This window comes from Mongoliitalea daihaiensis, from assembly GCF_021596945.1.
Classification (GTDB): Bacteria; Bacteroidota; Bacteroidia; order Cytophagales; family Cyclobacteriaceae; genus Mongoliitalea; species Mongoliitalea daihaiensis.
Window position 1 is genome coordinate 4346262 of sequence record NZ_CP063779.1, and the last position, 16197, is coordinate 4362458.

The 16197-nt window shown below is 39.0% G+C and carries 17 protein-coding genes; 2 read left to right on the forward strand and 15 right to left on the reverse strand.

What is annotated here, in order from left to right; all coding sequences use genetic code 11:
- Window positions 1-256: 256 nt before the first annotated feature.
- Complete coding sequence (locus IPZ59_RS18405; protein WP_236137506.1) at window positions 257-1168, forward strand: tyrosine-type recombinase/integrase; 912 nt, start codon at window positions 257-259, stop codon at window positions 1166-1168.
- On the forward strand, window positions 1165-2331 hold the full coding sequence (locus IPZ59_RS18410) for an IS91 family transposase (protein ID WP_236137507.1): 1167 nt from the start codon (window positions 1165-1167) through the stop codon (window positions 2329-2331). Before IPZ59_RS18405 ends, IPZ59_RS18410 begins: the two co-directional genes overlap by 4 nt.
- 288 nt (window positions 2332-2619) lie before the next feature.
- Here the strand turns inward: IPZ59_RS18410 and IPZ59_RS18415 are convergent, their stop codons facing one another.
- From IPZ59_RS18415 to IPZ59_RS18480, 15 genes are all read right to left on the reverse strand, one after another.
- Window positions 2620-3276, reverse strand: a complete 657-nt coding sequence (locus tag IPZ59_RS18415) for a hypothetical protein (RefSeq protein WP_236137508.1) — start codon at window positions 3274-3276, stop codon at window positions 2620-2622.
- A 144-nt stretch (window positions 3277-3420) separates the two neighbouring features.
- Entirely contained in the window at window positions 3421-4452 is a 1032-nt protein-coding gene (locus IPZ59_RS18420; RefSeq protein ID WP_236137509.1) for a hypothetical protein, read from the reverse strand.
- Window positions 4453-4602: 150 nt separating this feature from the next.
- Window positions 4603-5010: a putative toxin-antitoxin system toxin component, PIN family gene (locus IPZ59_RS18425; RefSeq protein WP_236137510.1), complete on the reverse strand. Its 408-nt coding sequence runs from the start codon at window positions 5008-5010 to the stop codon at window positions 4603-4605.
- On the reverse strand, window positions 5000-5215 hold the full coding sequence (locus IPZ59_RS18430; RefSeq protein WP_009034614.1) for a hypothetical protein: 216 nt from the start codon (window positions 5213-5215) through the stop codon (window positions 5000-5002). Before IPZ59_RS18430 ends, IPZ59_RS18425 begins: the two co-directional genes overlap by 11 nt.
- A gap of 815 nt (window positions 5216-6030) precedes the next feature.
- Window positions 6031-6435, reverse strand: coding sequence for a hypothetical protein (locus IPZ59_RS18435; protein ID WP_236137511.1), 405 nt, complete (start codon window positions 6433-6435; stop codon window positions 6031-6033).
- 38 nt (window positions 6436-6473) lie between these two features.
- Window positions 6474-6779 (reverse strand): hypothetical protein, encoded by a 306-nt coding sequence (locus IPZ59_RS18440; RefSeq protein ID WP_236137512.1) that lies wholly within the window; start codon window positions 6777-6779, stop codon window positions 6474-6476.
- A 158-nt stretch (window positions 6780-6937) separates the two neighbouring features.
- Window positions 6938-7816: a hypothetical protein gene (locus tag IPZ59_RS18445; RefSeq protein WP_236137513.1), complete on the reverse strand. Its 879-nt coding sequence runs from the start codon at window positions 7814-7816 to the stop codon at window positions 6938-6940.
- Between the two features lie 151 nt (window positions 7817-7967).
- Window positions 7968-8480 carry a hypothetical protein gene (locus IPZ59_RS18450; protein ID WP_236137514.1) on the reverse strand — a complete coding sequence of 171 codons (513 nt, stop codon included), beginning with the start codon at window positions 8478-8480 and terminating at the stop codon, window positions 7968-7970.
- A 139-nt stretch (window positions 8481-8619) separates the two neighbouring features.
- Window positions 8620-9408, reverse strand: a complete 789-nt coding sequence (locus IPZ59_RS18455) for a hypothetical protein (protein WP_236137502.1) — start codon at window positions 9406-9408, stop codon at window positions 8620-8622.
- Between the two features lie 141 nt (window positions 9409-9549).
- Window positions 9550-10215, reverse strand: coding sequence for a hypothetical protein (locus IPZ59_RS18460; RefSeq protein WP_236137500.1), 666 nt, complete (start codon window positions 10213-10215; stop codon window positions 9550-9552).
- 761 nt (window positions 10216-10976) lie between these two features.
- A complete protein-coding gene (locus IPZ59_RS18465) occupies window positions 10977-12290 on the reverse strand; it encodes a tyrosine-type recombinase/integrase (RefSeq protein ID WP_236137515.1) in 1314 nt (437 codons plus the stop codon).
- Complete coding sequence (locus tag IPZ59_RS20290; RefSeq protein ID WP_262912232.1) at window positions 12277-12411, reverse strand: hypothetical protein; 135 nt, start codon at window positions 12409-12411, stop codon at window positions 12277-12279. The genes IPZ59_RS18465 and IPZ59_RS20290 overlap by 14 nt, the downstream gene beginning before the upstream one ends.
- A gap of 309 nt (window positions 12412-12720) precedes the next feature.
- Window positions 12721-13311, reverse strand: a complete 591-nt coding sequence (locus IPZ59_RS18470) for a Maf family nucleotide pyrophosphatase (protein WP_236137516.1) — start codon at window positions 13309-13311, stop codon at window positions 12721-12723.
- Window positions 13308-14609 (reverse strand): DUF1015 domain-containing protein, encoded by a 1302-nt coding sequence (locus IPZ59_RS18475; protein ID WP_236137517.1) that lies wholly within the window; start codon window positions 14607-14609, stop codon window positions 13308-13310. The genes IPZ59_RS18470 and IPZ59_RS18475 overlap by 4 nt, the downstream gene beginning before the upstream one ends.
- Window positions 14609-16102: an acetyl-CoA carboxylase biotin carboxylase subunit gene (locus IPZ59_RS18480; RefSeq protein WP_236137518.1), complete on the reverse strand. Its 1494-nt coding sequence runs from the start codon at window positions 16100-16102 to the stop codon at window positions 14609-14611. The genes IPZ59_RS18475 and IPZ59_RS18480 overlap by 1 nt, the downstream gene beginning before the upstream one ends.
- Between the last annotated feature and the right edge of the window lie 95 nt (window positions 16103-16197).

Below are 16197 nucleotides of genomic sequence, written 5' to 3' on the forward strand. Positions count from 1 at the left end.
AAGGATGCTATAAATGTTGCTTTTGTTCATTGTATGTATGCTAACGGTTTGGCGCTTGGCGCAGTGGCGGATTTCGGAGCACAAAACTGTCAATACACCACAAAAGTTGATGCGAGGTAGAATGTTCAATTAACCACTTCATCCGCCATTGAGCCAAACGCCTGTTGAACAAAAGCTTCGCTAGCCCTGCCACTCTGAATCCTTCCCTAAGATAGCTGATTTTTCGTATACATCAGTATACCCAGATTCACTTATCATGACTTTCAAAAAAGAAAATTACACGACTACCGTACAAAAAGCTAAGGTCGTCGTACCGGGATTCAAACAGGCATTCTCCTGGTTCGAAGAACGAATGGTTCTCGACCAATGCTCCAAAAGCATGGCCAACAATTACGGACGGAACATCGCCCATTTGGCACTTCACTTCGGTAAACTACCACATGAAGTACCCATCGATCAGGTCAACTCATACCTCTATCGCCTTACCGTCCATGATAACCTCTCCATAAGCTTCTTCAAACAGACCGTCTTTGGCTTGAGGTACTGGTACAGACTCTTTGGTCTCAACGACCAGGCACTACAGATGCCTTCCATCAAACATACCCAAACACTTCCAACAGTCCTCTCCAAACAGGAATGCAAGGACATCTTTGCTGCCCCAAGACTCCTCAAACACCGCTTCCTCCTCGCCTTTGCTTATGCAGCCGGGCTTCGGATGAATGAACTTCGCCATCTTAAAATCACCGATGTAGATCTCCAGCGCAAACAGATACATATCCGGCAAGCAAAAGGCAGAAAGGACCGCTATGTCATCCTTGCAGATCTGCTCGTAGATAGATTCAAAAAATATATCACCGAAGTCAAGCCACAAACCTATCTCTTTGAAGGGCAAACTCCCGGGCAGGTACTCGGAGAACGCAGCATCCAATACATCATCAATGAAGCCGTTAGCAAAACAGACATCACCAAAAATGTCTCCATGCATACACTCCGGCACAGCTTCGCAACCCACCTGCTCGAAGACGGTCTCGACATCCATTCCATCCAACGACTCCTAGGCCACAGCGACATCCGAACTACCATCGTCTACCTGCACATCGCACAGGTTACCCCAAAATCAGCACACAGTCCGCTCGACTCCCTATACCACTATCACGGACATCCATGAAACCCGCTCACGAACTCGCCGAAATCATACGCCTCTACGGTGATTCCTTCAGCGCATCCCATGATCCGCTCAAACACCATCAGCGAACCCTCCATGCCCTGTCCATCTGCCGAACCGCTGCTCTCGGAGGACATGTTCAGCGCTGTGACAACCCTGACTGCAAACACGAAATCCTCGCTTACAACTCCTGCCGTAACCGTCACTGTCCCAAGTGTCAACATGCAGAACGGGAAAAGTGGATAGCGGCCCGCATGAAAGACTTACTCGACTGCACATACTTCCATCTGGTATTCACCATCCCCGAGGAACTCAACACTTTCTGCCTACGCTTCCCCAAGCAACTCTACCACATCTTATTCCAAGCCAGCAAAGAAACCCTCTTCACCTTTGGACATGACCCCAAACACCTCGGAGCACAGATGGGAGCTGTTTCCATTCTCCATACTTGGGGGCAGAACTTAACGCTCCATCCACATGTACACATGATTGTCCCTGGAGGTGGCTTTACCAAACAAAAACGATGGAAAACATGTGCATCTAGCGGAGATTTCCTATTCCCTATCAAAGCCATGGCTACAGTATACCGGGGAAAGTTCCTTCAAGAATTCCTCCGCTTTGCCAAACAGGCTGAACTTCCAATCACTCCACAACTCAGAAAAACCCTCTATTCCAAAAACTGGGTTGTCTACGCCAAGAGGCCTTTCCAAAACCCCGCAGCTGTTGTCGAATACCTCGGTAGGTACACCCATCGGGTAGCCATCTCTAACCACTGGATAAAATCCACCGACAACGGAAAAGTATCCTTCTCCTACAAAGACTACGCACACGGGGCCGTCACCAAAATCATGACTCTCGACGCTGGCGAGTTTCTGCGTCGCTTTTGCTTACACGTCCTACCTCCAATGTTTGTCAAAATCCGACACTATGGTTTCCTCTCCAGAAGAAAAAAAGAAGAACTCAGAGCCTTCCAGCAAGAACAGGGTATCAACTCAGCATGTGTTCAAAAAGAAAAACATGGAGACCCACTCTATTTCCAAGAAGATTACAACATCACCATCTGCCCCTGCTGCCACAAGGGGACACTCATCACCATCGTTTACTTCGCCGCAAATGCACCTCCGCCAACCATCAACAATAAACTCAAAGCACATGTAAAAACCTAAAAAACAGCTCATACAAGCAAAGGAAAACCATTGGATAAAAGACATTCAGACGCTGAAAAAACAGTAAACAACTTAGCAAAAAGCTCAAAATAATAGATAGCAGTCAATTACTACTATCAAAACCTCCTATAAGAAACCAGATTTTTTAACCATCAGGAACCACTACAAACTTTTAATCCCCATAGCTAAACCATCTCTCAACCCCGCTACACTTCTGTCAACAGGGGCTAATTCCGAAATTCCGCTGCGCTACACTTCGGTTTAGCCCTTATATGTTATAGGGCGTTTTTATTTCTGTCCACCAAGCCATATGTCTCCACGTTTAAATGAAAAAGATTCTGTTATGTCTCCAATTGGTTCTTTAAACTTGCTTGTCCGATGGGGCTTTTTTAAAAGTTTTGCGAACCATATTTTGATGTCTTCATAATCTTGTCTTGAAGCATAAATTTCGGGTTCTCCAACTTCTGTGTTGTCATAATGGTCTTCGTCTAAACGATACTCCCAAATGAAGCTTTCAAGTCTGCCTTGTAATTCACCATAATTGTCTTCGTTTAATACTTTGCTCTTTTCTGGATTAAAGAATGTGTTTTCATAAAAGTCAACATTGTCGCCAATTGCACACACAACCTGTGATTGAGAAAAGCGTGGTTCGAAAAGCCAAATTTTTAAATAATAGGGTTGTCCAAGCTTGTCGAGTTGGCTTTTCCAAGCTTCGTAAATGTCCAAAAGTCCTTTGAGTATTTTTTGTTTTGTCTTTCGTGTTGGTTCAGGAGTCATACTATTTGTTAATGAAAGTCCACTCCAAGGGTGAACCCTAATTTTTGCATAGTAACGGTCTCTTTCGTTAAGCAAATAGTCAGTCAGATTGAGGTCTAAATTGTCAAGACGCCAACTTTCAATTTCCTTCCATCTTCTTTTATGTCCACGTATTTTTTTCTTTCTCACGGTCGTCTGTTAAAATGCCATATAACGTGATTCAGCTTGGAGACGGCGGGCTTTCGGAGCCGCATTCTTCCAGCTTACTCCTACCTTCTTAAAGATACTTATTTTCATATTTACACTGAACCGCCCGCTGTATCCAAGGTGATGTTAGGCGTTCGTTGTTTTTCTTTCGAGCCCATCTATATATCCAATTTTGAATAGTCTTTCTTTGTTTTCTTTGTCAATTTTTGTCTTTGCAGTATAAAAAGCAAGAATGTCAAGTGACTTTGGAAATTTTTGTTTAATGAACTCGTCAAAATTTATGTCTGTCTTAGAAATTCTTAATTGATTAAGTGCACTTAATTTTTCAAGACCTGTTAATGATTTAAAGGTTTTACAGTTGATTAACTTAAAGTCTGTCAAGGACAAAATCTCTTTGTCGAAATGAAGCTCAGTCAATTGTATTTGGTCTTCAATTAGGAGATTTTTCAGTTTCTTGAAGTTTGAAATGTTTTTGAAACTATTAAATGCTCTAACCCTAATTATTTCAAGAGTTTCAATTTCGTTTTCTTCAATTTCATCTAAATTTTCTCGTCCACCTAATACAAAGTGTAATGATTTAAGTTTTTTGAGTTTGTTTACAAAGTCTAATTTCACCTTCGAAATTGAATTTAAACCCAAATATTCCAATTCTGTCAGCTTGCCAACAACGTCAATGTTTTTCGTATGTCCACTAATAATTAAGAAGTTTAAATCTTTGTAGTTTTCTAAATGTTGAAGATTAAGTGCTTTTGTTCTTGTCTCACCGATTATTAACTCTTTGAGGTTTTTAAGATTGTTAGCTTGAAGAATTTCAGTCTCTTTGAGTTCGAACACACCCAAACTTAGTCGTCTCAAATTTTTCAATTCAGTCAAGACTTCCAAATTGTCGACTTTCAATAAACAGTCAAGCCAAAGGGCTTTAATGTTCGGTAATTTTAAAAGTGTTTTGCAGTCGAACGAACCTTGATAATGACCATAAAAGCGAACGCTAAAATTATCGTCATATTCTAAACAAAGTTCGTTTAGTTCGGCAAGTATTTTGTCAGTATATAATTTGTCAGAGAATTGAACAATAACAAGTTTTCCGTCCTTTAAATCCTTGTCGATTAATAGTCGGTCAATTTTCTCTGGATTATTTATTCTGTTCTGTGGTCTCATACAATGACGCCTAACGGGATTCAGCTTGGAAACGGCGGGCATTCGGAGACGTTATCTTCGAGTCTACTCCTAACTTCTTAAAGATACTAAACTTTCTATTTACTCTGAACCGCCCGCTGTATCCAAGGTGATGTTGTGGTGTCGTGATTTTTATTCTTGAGAAATGAATTCAGCCCAAGAAACTATTTTTGTCTTCTCTATCTTCCCTAATACTAATAAGTCAGAATCTCCTGTTACTAAGAAATCTGCTTTACCATCAACCGAAAGACTCAATAAGAAATTATCTTTTGGATCCCTACATTCATTGATTTTTGATTCCACCCTTATTAATTCTCCAAAAGTTTCAATTTGGTTCAGAAGTGCTTTGATATCTGATTTTTTAAAAAATCTTTTGAATTTGGGCCTTTCTGAAACCATTAAAAACTCCTCAAGCAATTCTTGCGAAAAAATCAGTGTTACTGCCCCAGATTTAATAAGGATATCCAATTCCTTTTGTCTTTTGGAGATCAAAAAACTTATCCACAGATTAGTATCCAGAATTACCCTTCTATTTTTCATACCGGGCTTTGCGGACTGCTTCAACCTCTTTAGTAATTTCTTCTAAACTTGGGGCTTCATCTGACTTACTCCTGAATTTTTTCAATACTTCAGAAAAAGCATTCTCAGATTTATCTTTCTTAATCCTTATCAAATCCAAATTTGCCAAATCTTTCAAAAGGGCTTTGGCCTTAGGATTCAATATATCAACTCTAATAGTTTCCATATTTTTAATCTTTCTTAAAGATACGAATTTTTTAAATCGGTGGTCATTTTATCATGCACCACAACGGTCCTCAGCTTGGAGACGGCGGACGTTCGGAACACCTCTCTTCCAGCCTACTCCAATCGTTAACAATATACGAATCTCCTTCTTTAAACGAAACTGTCCGCTGTATCCAAGGTGATGTTATGCAATGGACCATGTTTTCGGAGCTGAAATTTCCTCTCTAACCGAATTCGAACTCCCCTTTCGTCTATCCCTTTCTCAGCCTCCTGCCTTAAACTCCACCTAGCCAGAAGCTTCAGTTTTTTCGTTTTCGTCGAATTCACTTTTTTAAATCTCTTTGAATGAAAAGATTCTAAAGTGTTCATTGATCTTGTAGGTAACGGGGTTTCAACTTTTTCTTTTTTTACCTGGCATAATTGCCTTGATTGAAAAAAGCCTCACTTTCAGAAACCAATATCCTTTAGACCATTTTTATCTTTTCTTGTTGAAACCAATTTGAGGATCCCTACTGAGGTTTTCCCCCTTTTTTGCGAGCCCAAACAATACTTGCTAAACCAAGAAATCAAAAGCGACGAATTCACTTTTTTCCCCTCCCAAACAATCTTCAATTCTTAACATTCACTCTCTGTTTTAAACCAACTTCATAAAAATCCCAATCTTTTCATTTTAAACAGTCCGCTTTTCAAAAGGTGCTCCTTGGTCTGTTGCATAACGGTCTCGGGTATGAAACGTAGGGCATTTCGAAGCACTTCACTGTCCGCCCGAAACAAAGCTGGCTAAGTGCCGAAAACTTACGATAACCACTAGCCGCCCTATGTTTTATACCCATTGTTGCCAAACGTTTTTTCTTTTTTTCTAATCAGAATCCATATTACAAGTCCGCCTATCATTGAACTTACGGAGAATGCAATTCCAACCCCATTTTCATATGTCGGATTAAAGATTTCAAAAATTGGAGGTTTGTCTCCCCAAAAAATGAAGACTAATTCAAATATCACGAGATATACTAGTAAGCCTACTCCAAAGTCTTTTCGACTGCGTAATTTTTTTCTGAAAATCAATGATAAAACTATCCCTATTCCAAGTTGGCAAGCAAGCATTATGGCGAGCACAAAAGGACTCATTCCGACTTCACCACCTGGTCTGCCTGAGTTTGTCAGCCATACCATAAATAAGAGCAAAGTTGCAATGCTATGTCCGAATAAGTACTTTATCATTTGAATTAATTGCAAAATTGAAGTTCAAAAGTTAAAGACTAATCTAGATTATCAACGAAAACTCCTAATTGACAATTATAGTCTGCTTGTTCAGTTGGCGAATAAAGATTGATGCCTTTCCCATGATTCATTTCATAGGTCTCTGGATATAGTTTGAGATTTACTGACTTAACTTCAAATTTTCTTCCGTCATATTCAATTTTTGTTCCCACTTCAACAAACTGCGAATTGTCGTATTCATGTTTGTCTATTATTAGAAGGTCAAATGCTTCTCTGTTGTATAAGTAAGCTATGTCAGCACCTTGAACATGCTGAATTAAAATTCTCATCTTAAGTGTTTCCATGTTTATGTTTTAAATGTTTGGCAACGGGATTCAGCTTGGAGACGGCGGGCATTCGGAGCCGTTCTCTTCCAGCCTACTCCTAACTTCTTAAAGATACTAAACTTTCTATTTACTCGGAACCGCCCGCTGTATCCAAGGTGATGTTACCACCAGTGCTTTTATTCATTCGTTGGTTTGTCATTGTCAACAGATGTTTCTATTTCTAATTTTTGCTCAGTCGTCATTTCAGTTTTTGCTCCTTCATTTTCCTGTTGTCTGAGTTTCCAAAACCAATAAAGTCCGCCAAGCGGAACCCCAATTGTCCAAAAGGAGTTAAGGAAGCCCATATATCCAAAACTTACACCTAAAAGTATTTGAAAGCTTAAAAGACTAAATGAAAATCCGTTTACTGCCGCATAGGTAATAGCTGGAACATTTAAAAAAATCACAGCAATATATTTCAACCATTTCTTCTTTAAGTCACTACGCTTTATTTGTCTAATTACATAAATATTGAAAATAGGAATACAAATGGCAAGAAGTCCAAATAACCAAAAAATTGTCATTGAAGGAATTGGTTGTTTTACGTCAAGAGTGTTTATGTTGAGTATCTTCCCTGAATTGTCGTCAAAAAGCACATTAAAAACACCAAATTCTTTATCATTTGAAAATTCAATTAATGCAACTGTCGTGTTTGGAGGAGTGTTTTCTTCTTCGTTAGTTGAAAATTTCTTTTCAGACTTCATTAATGAGTAGTTTAACTCTGTTCCGAAATTCTTTACAACAAGTTCTCTAAAGTCCGCAAGCCCATTTTTCATTGCTTCCTTGTCAGTGTTCCTTGCCATTTCGTGTTCCATGGCAAACTGGTCAATTGCCTTGTCGTAATCTTCATTTATTAGTGTCTCAACAAACTCTTTCGTCTTGTCTTTATAAGTAAAAGTGTTTTTAATGAAGTCGCAACCTGTCAGTAATGAAACTGTCAAGATTGTTAATACGATTTGTTTTGTTCTTGTCATACGTTGGCTGTCTTTTAGCATTGGTGGTAACGTTTTGCGCATATGGCTTGTGGCGGTTTTCGAAGCGAAATTCTTTCGTTCAATGTTAATCTCCATTAGAAGTGAAAACCCGAATTTACGATAATCCCGCCATAAGTTATATGCGCTGTTGGCGATAGTTTTTATTTCAATTGCTATCAGTCAGTGTTTTATATCAAAGATATCGCATCGTTACGTTCACATAAAATCCATCAAAATATATATCACACTTGTGCTCATTGTGAAAGTCGTATCTAAGCTCTATTTGCTCATTCTTAATTGTCCACTTGCTGTTGTACTCCTTTGAATCGCTCCAGCGCTTTTCAATTTTTAACTTCTCAAGTTCTTCAATGATCAACCGGTCAGAAAGAATCAATTGCAATTCTTGGATAATCTTGGTTTTTGCTGCCTCTTTTTGTCTGATTTCTTCCTGTTCAGATAGTGAATCTAAACTTGGACATACGGTTTGACTTACTCGAATCTGATTAACCCGATTCTTTCCAAATATTTCAATCAAGACAGGTCTATCGCCAATTAACTTCCAAGCTTGATAGTAATTATCATTTGCCAAGTTGTCAATGTTCGTCCTGTAACCGTTAGCCACTAAAATGCTATCAATTCTTTTTAGGTCGGTCGAAAAGGACTGAAAGGAGAATATCAAGAAAACGTACAATAGGAATTGTTTCATCTTTTCAAATTATCGCCAACGGGATTCAGCTTGGAGACGGCGGGCATTCGGAGCCGTTCACTTCCAGCCTACTCCTAACTTCTTAAAGATACTAAACTTTCTATTTACTCTGAACCGCCCGCTGTCTTCCAAGGTGATGTTAGCGAACGTATTCATTTAATTCCCTCGTTTTAACGGACAGGTAAATTGATTCTTCATTATACCAGAACTCTCCTCTGTTGAAATAAACTGGACGGCATGGCAATTTCATGACTGCTTCTTTAAAAATCACATTAGTTTCGGAGTGGGTGGAGTCTTCGATTTTCACTTCCCTTATTCTTCCTGTTTTATCTGACTTAACATTCACTGAGACTTTTATTGATTCCCCTTTCAAATCTTCTATTTCATTAGGATTAAAATTCTTTAAGATGAAATTCTTTAAATCTTCCTTATCTGAATAATCACATTCAAAAGACTCAGTTTTTGTTGAATTGACAACTCTTCCTTCTTTAATGGCAAATTTTATTTCCTGTTTATAAATTGGAGTATAAAATGACTGTTCATAAACTTGGTTTTTCCCTGCCCAATAATCTCCATCAACAAAATCTGCTCTTATTAATCCATCGGTAAATTTTATCCCTAATATTTCTTCTATCAATGGATTTAATTGTTTTTCTGAATGGCAATCAAATACGTTGGATAAATACAGAACACCGTTAATTATTCTCCATTCTGCTCGAAAGCCTTTCCAACAATCAGAAGAAACTACATATTCATCTTTCCTTAACCTCAGGATTTTATCACTTATTCCTTCAATCTTATCTAGTGGAGAATCATAAAAATTTAAAGTGTCCATTCCAAAAAATAGGACATCACGAATTTGGGAGGTCGCTTTTGATTGATTTGCAACCATAATAAGAATCAAAAATATGTAGATGGGTTTCATCATATGTTCGCCAACGGGATTCAGCTTGGAGACGGCGGGCATTCGGAGACGTTCTCTTCCAGCCTACTCCTAACTTCTTAAAGATACTGATTTTCCTAGTTACTCGGAACCGCCCGCTGTATTCCAAGATGATGTTAGCAGAATTTAATTTTTTCTAAAGTATTTGATTTCTTTCACTACCCAATTGTTTCTTTCTTTTTCAATTAATACTAAAGTAGAAGTACCTGTTTGTTGAAAATCACCATCTTTCCAAACAGTTAAAAAATAAAAGCCTTTTGTTAACGAATCATTAAAACTGACTCTGCTTATTTCTGGTCTAAACTTAAAGCTTTCCTCTTCTTCTGAGTCAAAACCAATAGGAGAAATCTTATACTTTTGATTAAAATTTAAATTATTACACCCAATAAATTTATCATTCAAAGAATTATAGGTAGTCGTACTCGTTAAATCAAAATACAACATATCTCGTGTATCATTTATATTAATCATCCAACTATTTTTTTTTATTACATCAGGTAGTGAAATAAGCCTACCATCAAATTCAGCATAATGTGTTATTTTACATTTATCTTCAATTATTTTTTCAAAGGCTATTTTTGCTGAATTATTATTTTCAACAAAGGGTATTGTATCAAAATAATCAATAAGCTCAAGTTCAACCCACAAACAATAATTTGAGTAGTGGAATGATTCAAATACATTTGGTAGAGTCTCTGACAATGAAAGAACCTCTTCATTTTCATACGAATTGGTGCTTCTACAGCCAGCAATAAGTATAATAATCAAATTAATATATATTCTTGGGTTCATTTTTTTTTTATTTCTGCTAACGGTCCTCAGCTTGGAGACGGCGGACGTTCGGAACACCTCTCTTCCAGCCTACTCCAATCGTTAACAATATACGAATCTCCTTCTTTAAACGAAACTGTCCGCTGTATCCAAGGTGATGTTATGCAATGGACCATGTTTTCGGAGCTGAAATTTCCTCTCTAACCGAATTCGAACTCCCCTTTCGTCTATCCCTTTCTCAGCCTCCTGCCTTAAACTCCACCTAGCCAGAAGCTTCAGTTTTTTCGTTTTCGTCGAATTCACTTTTTTAAATCTCTTTGAATGAAAAGATTCTAAAGTGTTCATTGATCTTGTAGGTAACGGGGTTTCAACTTTTTCTTTTTTTACCTGGCATAATTGCCTTGATTGAAAAAAGCCTCACTTTCAGAAACCAATATCCTTTAGACCATTTTTATCTTTTCTTGTTGAAACCAATTTGAGGATCCCTACTGAGGTTTTCCCCCTTTTTTGCGAGCCCAAACAATACTTGCTAAACCAAGAAATCAAAAGCGACGAATTCACTTTTTTCCCCTCCCAAACAATCTTCAATTCTTAACATTCACTCTCTGTTTTAAACCAACTTCATAAAAATCCCAATCTTTTCATTTTAAACAGTCCGCTTTTCAAAAGGTGCTCCTTGGTCTGTTGCATAACGTTTTGCTTTCCTTTATAGAGGAAAGCATTCTAATTCAGGACGCTTTCCTCTATTATAGTGGAAATAACTTTTTAAATATATTCAAAAATTAAATATCTAGGTTATCTAGAGGACTAATTATTTGCTCAAACCCCTTAGTTGTAACATGAGTGTAAATTTGTGTGGTTTTTGGACTCTCATGACCCAATAAACTTTGAATATATCTCAAATCTGTTCCCCTCTCCAACAAATGTGTTGCAAATGAATGACGCAAAGTATGAACAGTAGCTTTTTTAGAAATTTTAGAATTCTTTAAAGCAGTTTTGAGTATGGCAGAAATACTTGTGGAAGAATATTTTACTGGCTGATCCTTTGAGCTTCCATGCCCTTCAAATAGATAAAAATGTGGTCTCTCATTTTTAATATAAACACGCAAAATTTCAAGCGTTTTTTTTGATAATAGCGTATATCTATCCTTTTTACCCTTTGCCTGATCTACCCTTATTTGCATCCGTTGAGAATCTATATCAGTTATCTTTAAATTTATCAATTCACTAATTCGTAAACCTGCTGAATAAATGGTTAGTAAAATTGCCTTATGCTTGATGTTTTTAATTGACTTCATGATGGCTGAAATTTCTTCTTCACTTAATACTACCGGTAATATTTTTTCCCTAATCGGTCTATCAACATGGTAATATTTTCTTTCCCCTCCTCTAACCTTTTCAAAGTAAAACTTTATAGCATTGATGGCTTGGTTTTGGTACGAACATGAGACTTTTCTCTCATTGACCAAATATCTCGAAAAATCCATTACTTCCTTCTCACCTAATTCTTCCAAAGGGATATGAACAAAATAATTCAAAAACTCTTCAAATAAAGGAACGTATGCTTTGATAGTCCCTTCACTATACCTACGCTCCTCCAACTTATGAATATATTCCTCTGGACACTTTCGGTAATTAGGTATCTCAGCACTTGACTTGCGCTGAACCTTGTCAGGTGCTGCTTCTTCTCTGTAAATCAATGAAAAACCCAACTCTACTATTTTCTTTTTCAATTCCTCCAAAAACTGCTCAGAATAGGGAATACTCCAAGACTTACTCTTGCTATCCCACTGATAGTAAGGGAAGCTCTTAACTACTTTCATCAACTCAGCATGAAATCCAAAATATAAGCGGAGCCGCGCTTTCGCTGTCTTGATCATCAATACTTGATTTTTATCCAATAAGACTGTCTCATCTTTCTGTGGAACTTCTATGACTGGACGCTCTGTGATACTTGTCAACCGCTCTCCAAAATACCCCTTCAGCTTCTCTAAATTGCCCGGATAATGGGGAATCTCCCATACAAATGCATCCTTGTTCCAGCGAGAATACATGATCGACCGGACAAATTGAATATCCACCTCATTCTTTGGCATCCTCAAAAGCAACTTTCGGCCAACTATCTCCAATGTAAGGGGTCTTTTTTCCATAGCGTCTCAAATAGTTAAACTGATTGTCCGCATTCATTCCAGTAGCTCCGCAATTGCTCACATTCATTAGTTTTCAAGGATTCTGTTGACTGTAAACCGTTGACAGTGGTCGATTATCCGCCATACGCTATTCATTATTTTTACGCTGGTGTAATTGCGGATAATCCTATACTTAAACTACCCAATCCTAAAAATAACCCCATCACCCTCCAAATAAAAGCCTCAACCCCAACTTAAACGTTTATTTTAATAGACCACTAAGGCCCTAAGACACAAAGAAAAAACATAGATCACAACACATGTAATATCCAAAATCAATCATAAAAAAACTATCCCTCTATCATAAAAAATCCGCGTTAAATCCGCTCAATCTCCTTTATCTGTGAGAGACAATCAATCTCCTCACCCACCTATACACCAAGTGCACCGGCAGACCCATCACCGTGTAAAAAGATCCTTCGATTTTTTCAACCCCCACATACCCTATCCACTCCTGAATCCCATAAGCGCCAGCTTTATCATAAGGACGATAGCGATCTACATAATACTCCATCTCCGCTTGTTCCAATGTCCTGAAATACACTTGAGCAGCATCGATATCAGCATATACCTTCCCTTGGTAAGCAAATGCAACACCTGTACACACCTGATGACTAGTGCCCGAAAGAAGCCTCAACATCTCCAAGGCTTCTTCCCGATTTCTAGGCTTATTCAACACCTTCCCTCGCACAATCACCACCGTATCCGCAGTAATCAATAAGGTATCTTCCTCCAACTCCTCCATAAAAGCCATTGCTTTCTTCTTAGCCAAAAAATACGCCACATCTTCCACAGGCAATTCCGACGGAAAAGACTCATCCGTACCCTTGACACGCACCTCAAATGGAATATCTAAGTTAGCCAACAACTCTTTTCTCCTAGGAGACTGGGAAGCTAAAATTATTTTTTTACCTGCTAAATCTATCATCGACCGTAAGCTTCGTAAGGAAATTCGAACTCCTCCTGTTTAACGGAAGCAAATAGCAATCCGGATAAGGTTTTGGGATAAAAATACGTAGATTTTTGCGGCATCGTGTAGCCACTTTTACACACTTCCAACACTTGCTTCATAGGTACATCTTTGGTGATCAGCGCCAATGTATCTTGTTCCTGTGCCACCGTAGCAAAACATTTATGCAGATTACGCTCATATCGAATATTTCCCGAATAACGCTGCTCTTCATATGGCATACCAAGCACTTGATCCAAAAAGAAATAATGCAATACCACTAAATCCAATGCTTTAATCGTCTCCGGAAAATCCGTCTCCCAAGCTTCATAAACCGATTCTTTCAATTTTATTTTAAATGCCTTTTCTCGAAAAACCAACCCAAAAGCCCACTTTTTCTGCAATATCAATTCATAAATTTCTTCCTCATCATCTAGCTCACGTACATCAAAATACTGGGATGTCTGATCCAATATGGCTCCTTCATCCATGGCCGGCACATGGATTAAGCGATGAGTAGGAAGTATCTTCAAATCCTTAGAAGATGCATTGGTAAAATACATCATGTGGTAATTGTACGCCTCCGTACCCTGATGCTCTGCATGTGAAATGATTTGGGATTTTCGGTATTGAATAGCTCCTTCATACCGATGATGCCCATCAGCCAAGATGATCGACTTATCTGACAGCACTTGCAGAAATCTCCGGATAGTAGGTACATCATGGATGACAGCCAAGACCTCTCGCACACCCTGATAGTCTTCCATATCGACAATAGGATTCTGTATAGCCTCATCCATCAGTGGCTCCAACAAATGTAGAGGATCCTCATACAATCCATGGGTAGCACTGCTTTGAAACTCAGTTTGCCTAAGAAGCTCTATACGGTCATCAACGGACTTGGCAATCGTATTCTCATGCCTCAGTACAATCCCTTCATCCCAATCATATGCCTTGATCTGTGCAATAAAACCCTTCCGACAGGACTCTTCTTCCTGCCCTGGAAATTTGAAATACTGATAATACACATAAATCCCAGGAATTTGATCTTGCACAATCACAGCGTCCTCTTTCCATTGTCTCAGGGTATCTGCTGCCAATCGGGCAGGGTGTTCCCCTAAAGGGACTGTTACATGAATACTATTAAACGTATGTTGGTAAAGTGCTTTTAGCTGCTTCTCGGAGACTACGTCAAAAAGAGGAGAGACCAACTGCCCTAGTTGGTCTCTATGCTTTTCATGATATCTCCAGCCTTTAATTGGTAAAATTTCCGCCATTAAATCAACCTGTTTTTCCAGTTGGTACGATTCGCACCGACATCGCTTTTCAATTGCAGTCTATTTTTGTGTCGATCGTATAATTCAACACCCAAAACTGCCAAAAGTTTTAACTCTTCCTCAGTCCATTGTATATCAAGCTTGTCTGGTGTGAAATATTTCTCCACAAACTTGGTGTCAAACTGACCACTGATAAATGCTTCATGACTTAAAACAAAGCGACAAAAACTAAGGGTAGTTTCAATCCCAGTAATGTAATACTCATCGATGGCCTTAATCATTTTTTGAATCGCAGCATCCCGATCATCTGCATGCACAATCAACTTGGCAATCATAGGGTCATAGTAAATCGGAATATCCATCCCCTGCTCAAATCCATCGTCTACGCGTACACCTTTACCTGTAGGACGGATATAGGTCTGCAACCTACCGATATCAGGTAAGAAATTATTCCGCGGATCTTCGGCATACACCCGCACTTCCAAGGAGTGCCCATGGATTTTCAAATCTTCTTGTTTGAATGGCAAGGGATTTCCCTCAGCGATGAGTATTTGCTCTTGCACCAGATCTTTTCCTGTGATCATTTCAGTTACCGGATGCTCTACCTGCAAGCGGGTGTTCATCTCTAGGAAATAAAAATTCAATTGTTCATCTACAATAAATTCTACGGTTCCTGCCCCATGGTAATTACAAGCCTGGGCAACTTTCACAGCAGCTTCACCCATCGCCTGACGCATCTCTGGAGATACGACCGCAGAAGGCGCCTCTTCTATGACTTTCTGATGTCTTCGCTGCACACTGCACTCCCGCTCAAATAAGTATACTACATTCCCATGTAAGTCTCCTAACACCTGAATCTCAATATGACGGGGGGAAGTAATGTATTTTTCAATAAATACAGCACCATCACCAAAAGCAGACTGCGCTTCAGAAATAGCCCGATTCATCTGCTCTTCAAATTCAGCCTCCTCTTCTACAACCCGCATCCCTTTACCTCCACCACCGGCCGAGGCTTTGATCAATATCGGATAACCGATCGCTGCCGCTTTAACCTTGGCAGCAGGAATATCCGAAATTGCATCTTCTGTACCAGGAACCATCGGGATTCCATACGCTGATACCGCATGCTTAGCAGCCAACTTGCTTCCCATCACTTCAATAGCCGCAGGCGAAGGACCTATGAAAATAATACCAGCCTCCGTGACCTTCCTAGCAAATGAAGCATTTTCAGATAAAAACCCATAGCCCGGATGAACAGCATCTACCCCCAACTCCTTACACACTTCGATAATTTTATCTGATAACAAATACGATTGATTGGAAGGTGGTGGCCCCAAGCATACCGCCTCATCCGCAAATTTAACGTGAGGAGAATGGGTGTCCGCTTCAGAATAAACGGCAACTGTGGAGATACCCATTGCTTTGGCTGTACGCATGACACGAAGGGCTATTTCACCTCGGTTGGCGACAAGAAGTTTATTAATTTTATTCATATGGAGGATTAATTTCCGCTTGCAAAAAACATTTCTTGCGAAGTAAGCAAATTATAGCCATTATCGAAAATCATAAGCTACTTAGATGAAAAGCT

Bases quoted from the DNA above. Each gene is read 5' to 3' on its own strand.
- IPZ59_RS18425 (WP_236137510.1), bottom strand. From the start codon at position 5,010: ATGAAAAATAGAAGGGTAATTCTGGATACTAATCTGTGGATAAGTTTT.
- IPZ59_RS18420 (WP_236137509.1), bottom strand. From the start codon at position 4,452: ATGAGACCACAGAACAGAATAAATAATCCAGAGAAAATTGACCGACTA.
- IPZ59_RS18480 (WP_236137518.1), bottom strand. From the start codon at position 16,102: ATGAATAAAATTAATAAACTTCTTGTCGCCAACCGAGGTGAAATAGCC.
- IPZ59_RS20290 (WP_262912232.1), bottom strand. From the start codon at position 12,411: ATGAATGTGAGCAATTGCGGAGCTACTGGAATGAATGCGGACAATCAG.
- IPZ59_RS18455 (WP_236137502.1), bottom strand. From the start codon at position 9,408: ATGATGAAACCCATCTACATATTTTTGATTCTTATTATGGTTGCAAAT.
- IPZ59_RS18440 (WP_236137512.1), bottom strand. From the start codon at position 6,779: ATGGAAACACTTAAGATGAGAATTTTAATTCAGCATGTTCAAGGTGCT.
- IPZ59_RS18450 (WP_236137514.1), bottom strand. From the start codon at position 8,480: ATGAAACAATTCCTATTGTACGTTTTCTTGATATTCTCCTTTCAGTCC.
- IPZ59_RS18445 (WP_236137513.1), bottom strand. From the start codon at position 7,816: ATGCGCAAAACGTTACCACCAATGCTAAAAGACAGCCAACGTATGACA.
- IPZ59_RS18460 (WP_236137500.1), bottom strand. From the start codon at position 10,215: ATGAACCCAAGAATATATATTAATTTGATTATTATACTTATTGCTGGC.
- IPZ59_RS18475 (WP_236137517.1), bottom strand. From the start codon at position 14,609: ATGGCGGAAATTTTACCAATTAAAGGCTGGAGATATCATGAAAAGCAT.
- IPZ59_RS18465 (WP_236137515.1), bottom strand. From the start codon at position 12,290: ATGCCAAAGAATGAGGTGGATATTCAATTTGTCCGGTCGATCATGTAT.
- IPZ59_RS18405 (WP_236137506.1), top strand. From the start codon at position 257: ATGACTTTCAAAAAAGAAAATTACACGACTACCGTACAAAAAGCTAAG.
- IPZ59_RS18430 (WP_009034614.1), bottom strand. From the start codon at position 5,215: ATGGAAACTATTAGAGTTGATATATTGAATCCTAAGGCCAAAGCCCTT.
- IPZ59_RS18435 (WP_236137511.1), bottom strand. From the start codon at position 6,435: ATGATAAAGTACTTATTCGGACATAGCATTGCAACTTTGCTCTTATTT.
- IPZ59_RS18470 (WP_236137516.1), bottom strand. From the start codon at position 13,311: ATGATAGATTTAGCAGGTAAAAAAATAATTTTAGCTTCCCAGTCTCCT.
- IPZ59_RS18410 (WP_236137507.1), top strand. From the start codon at position 1,165: ATGAAACCCGCTCACGAACTCGCCGAAATCATACGCCTCTACGGTGAT.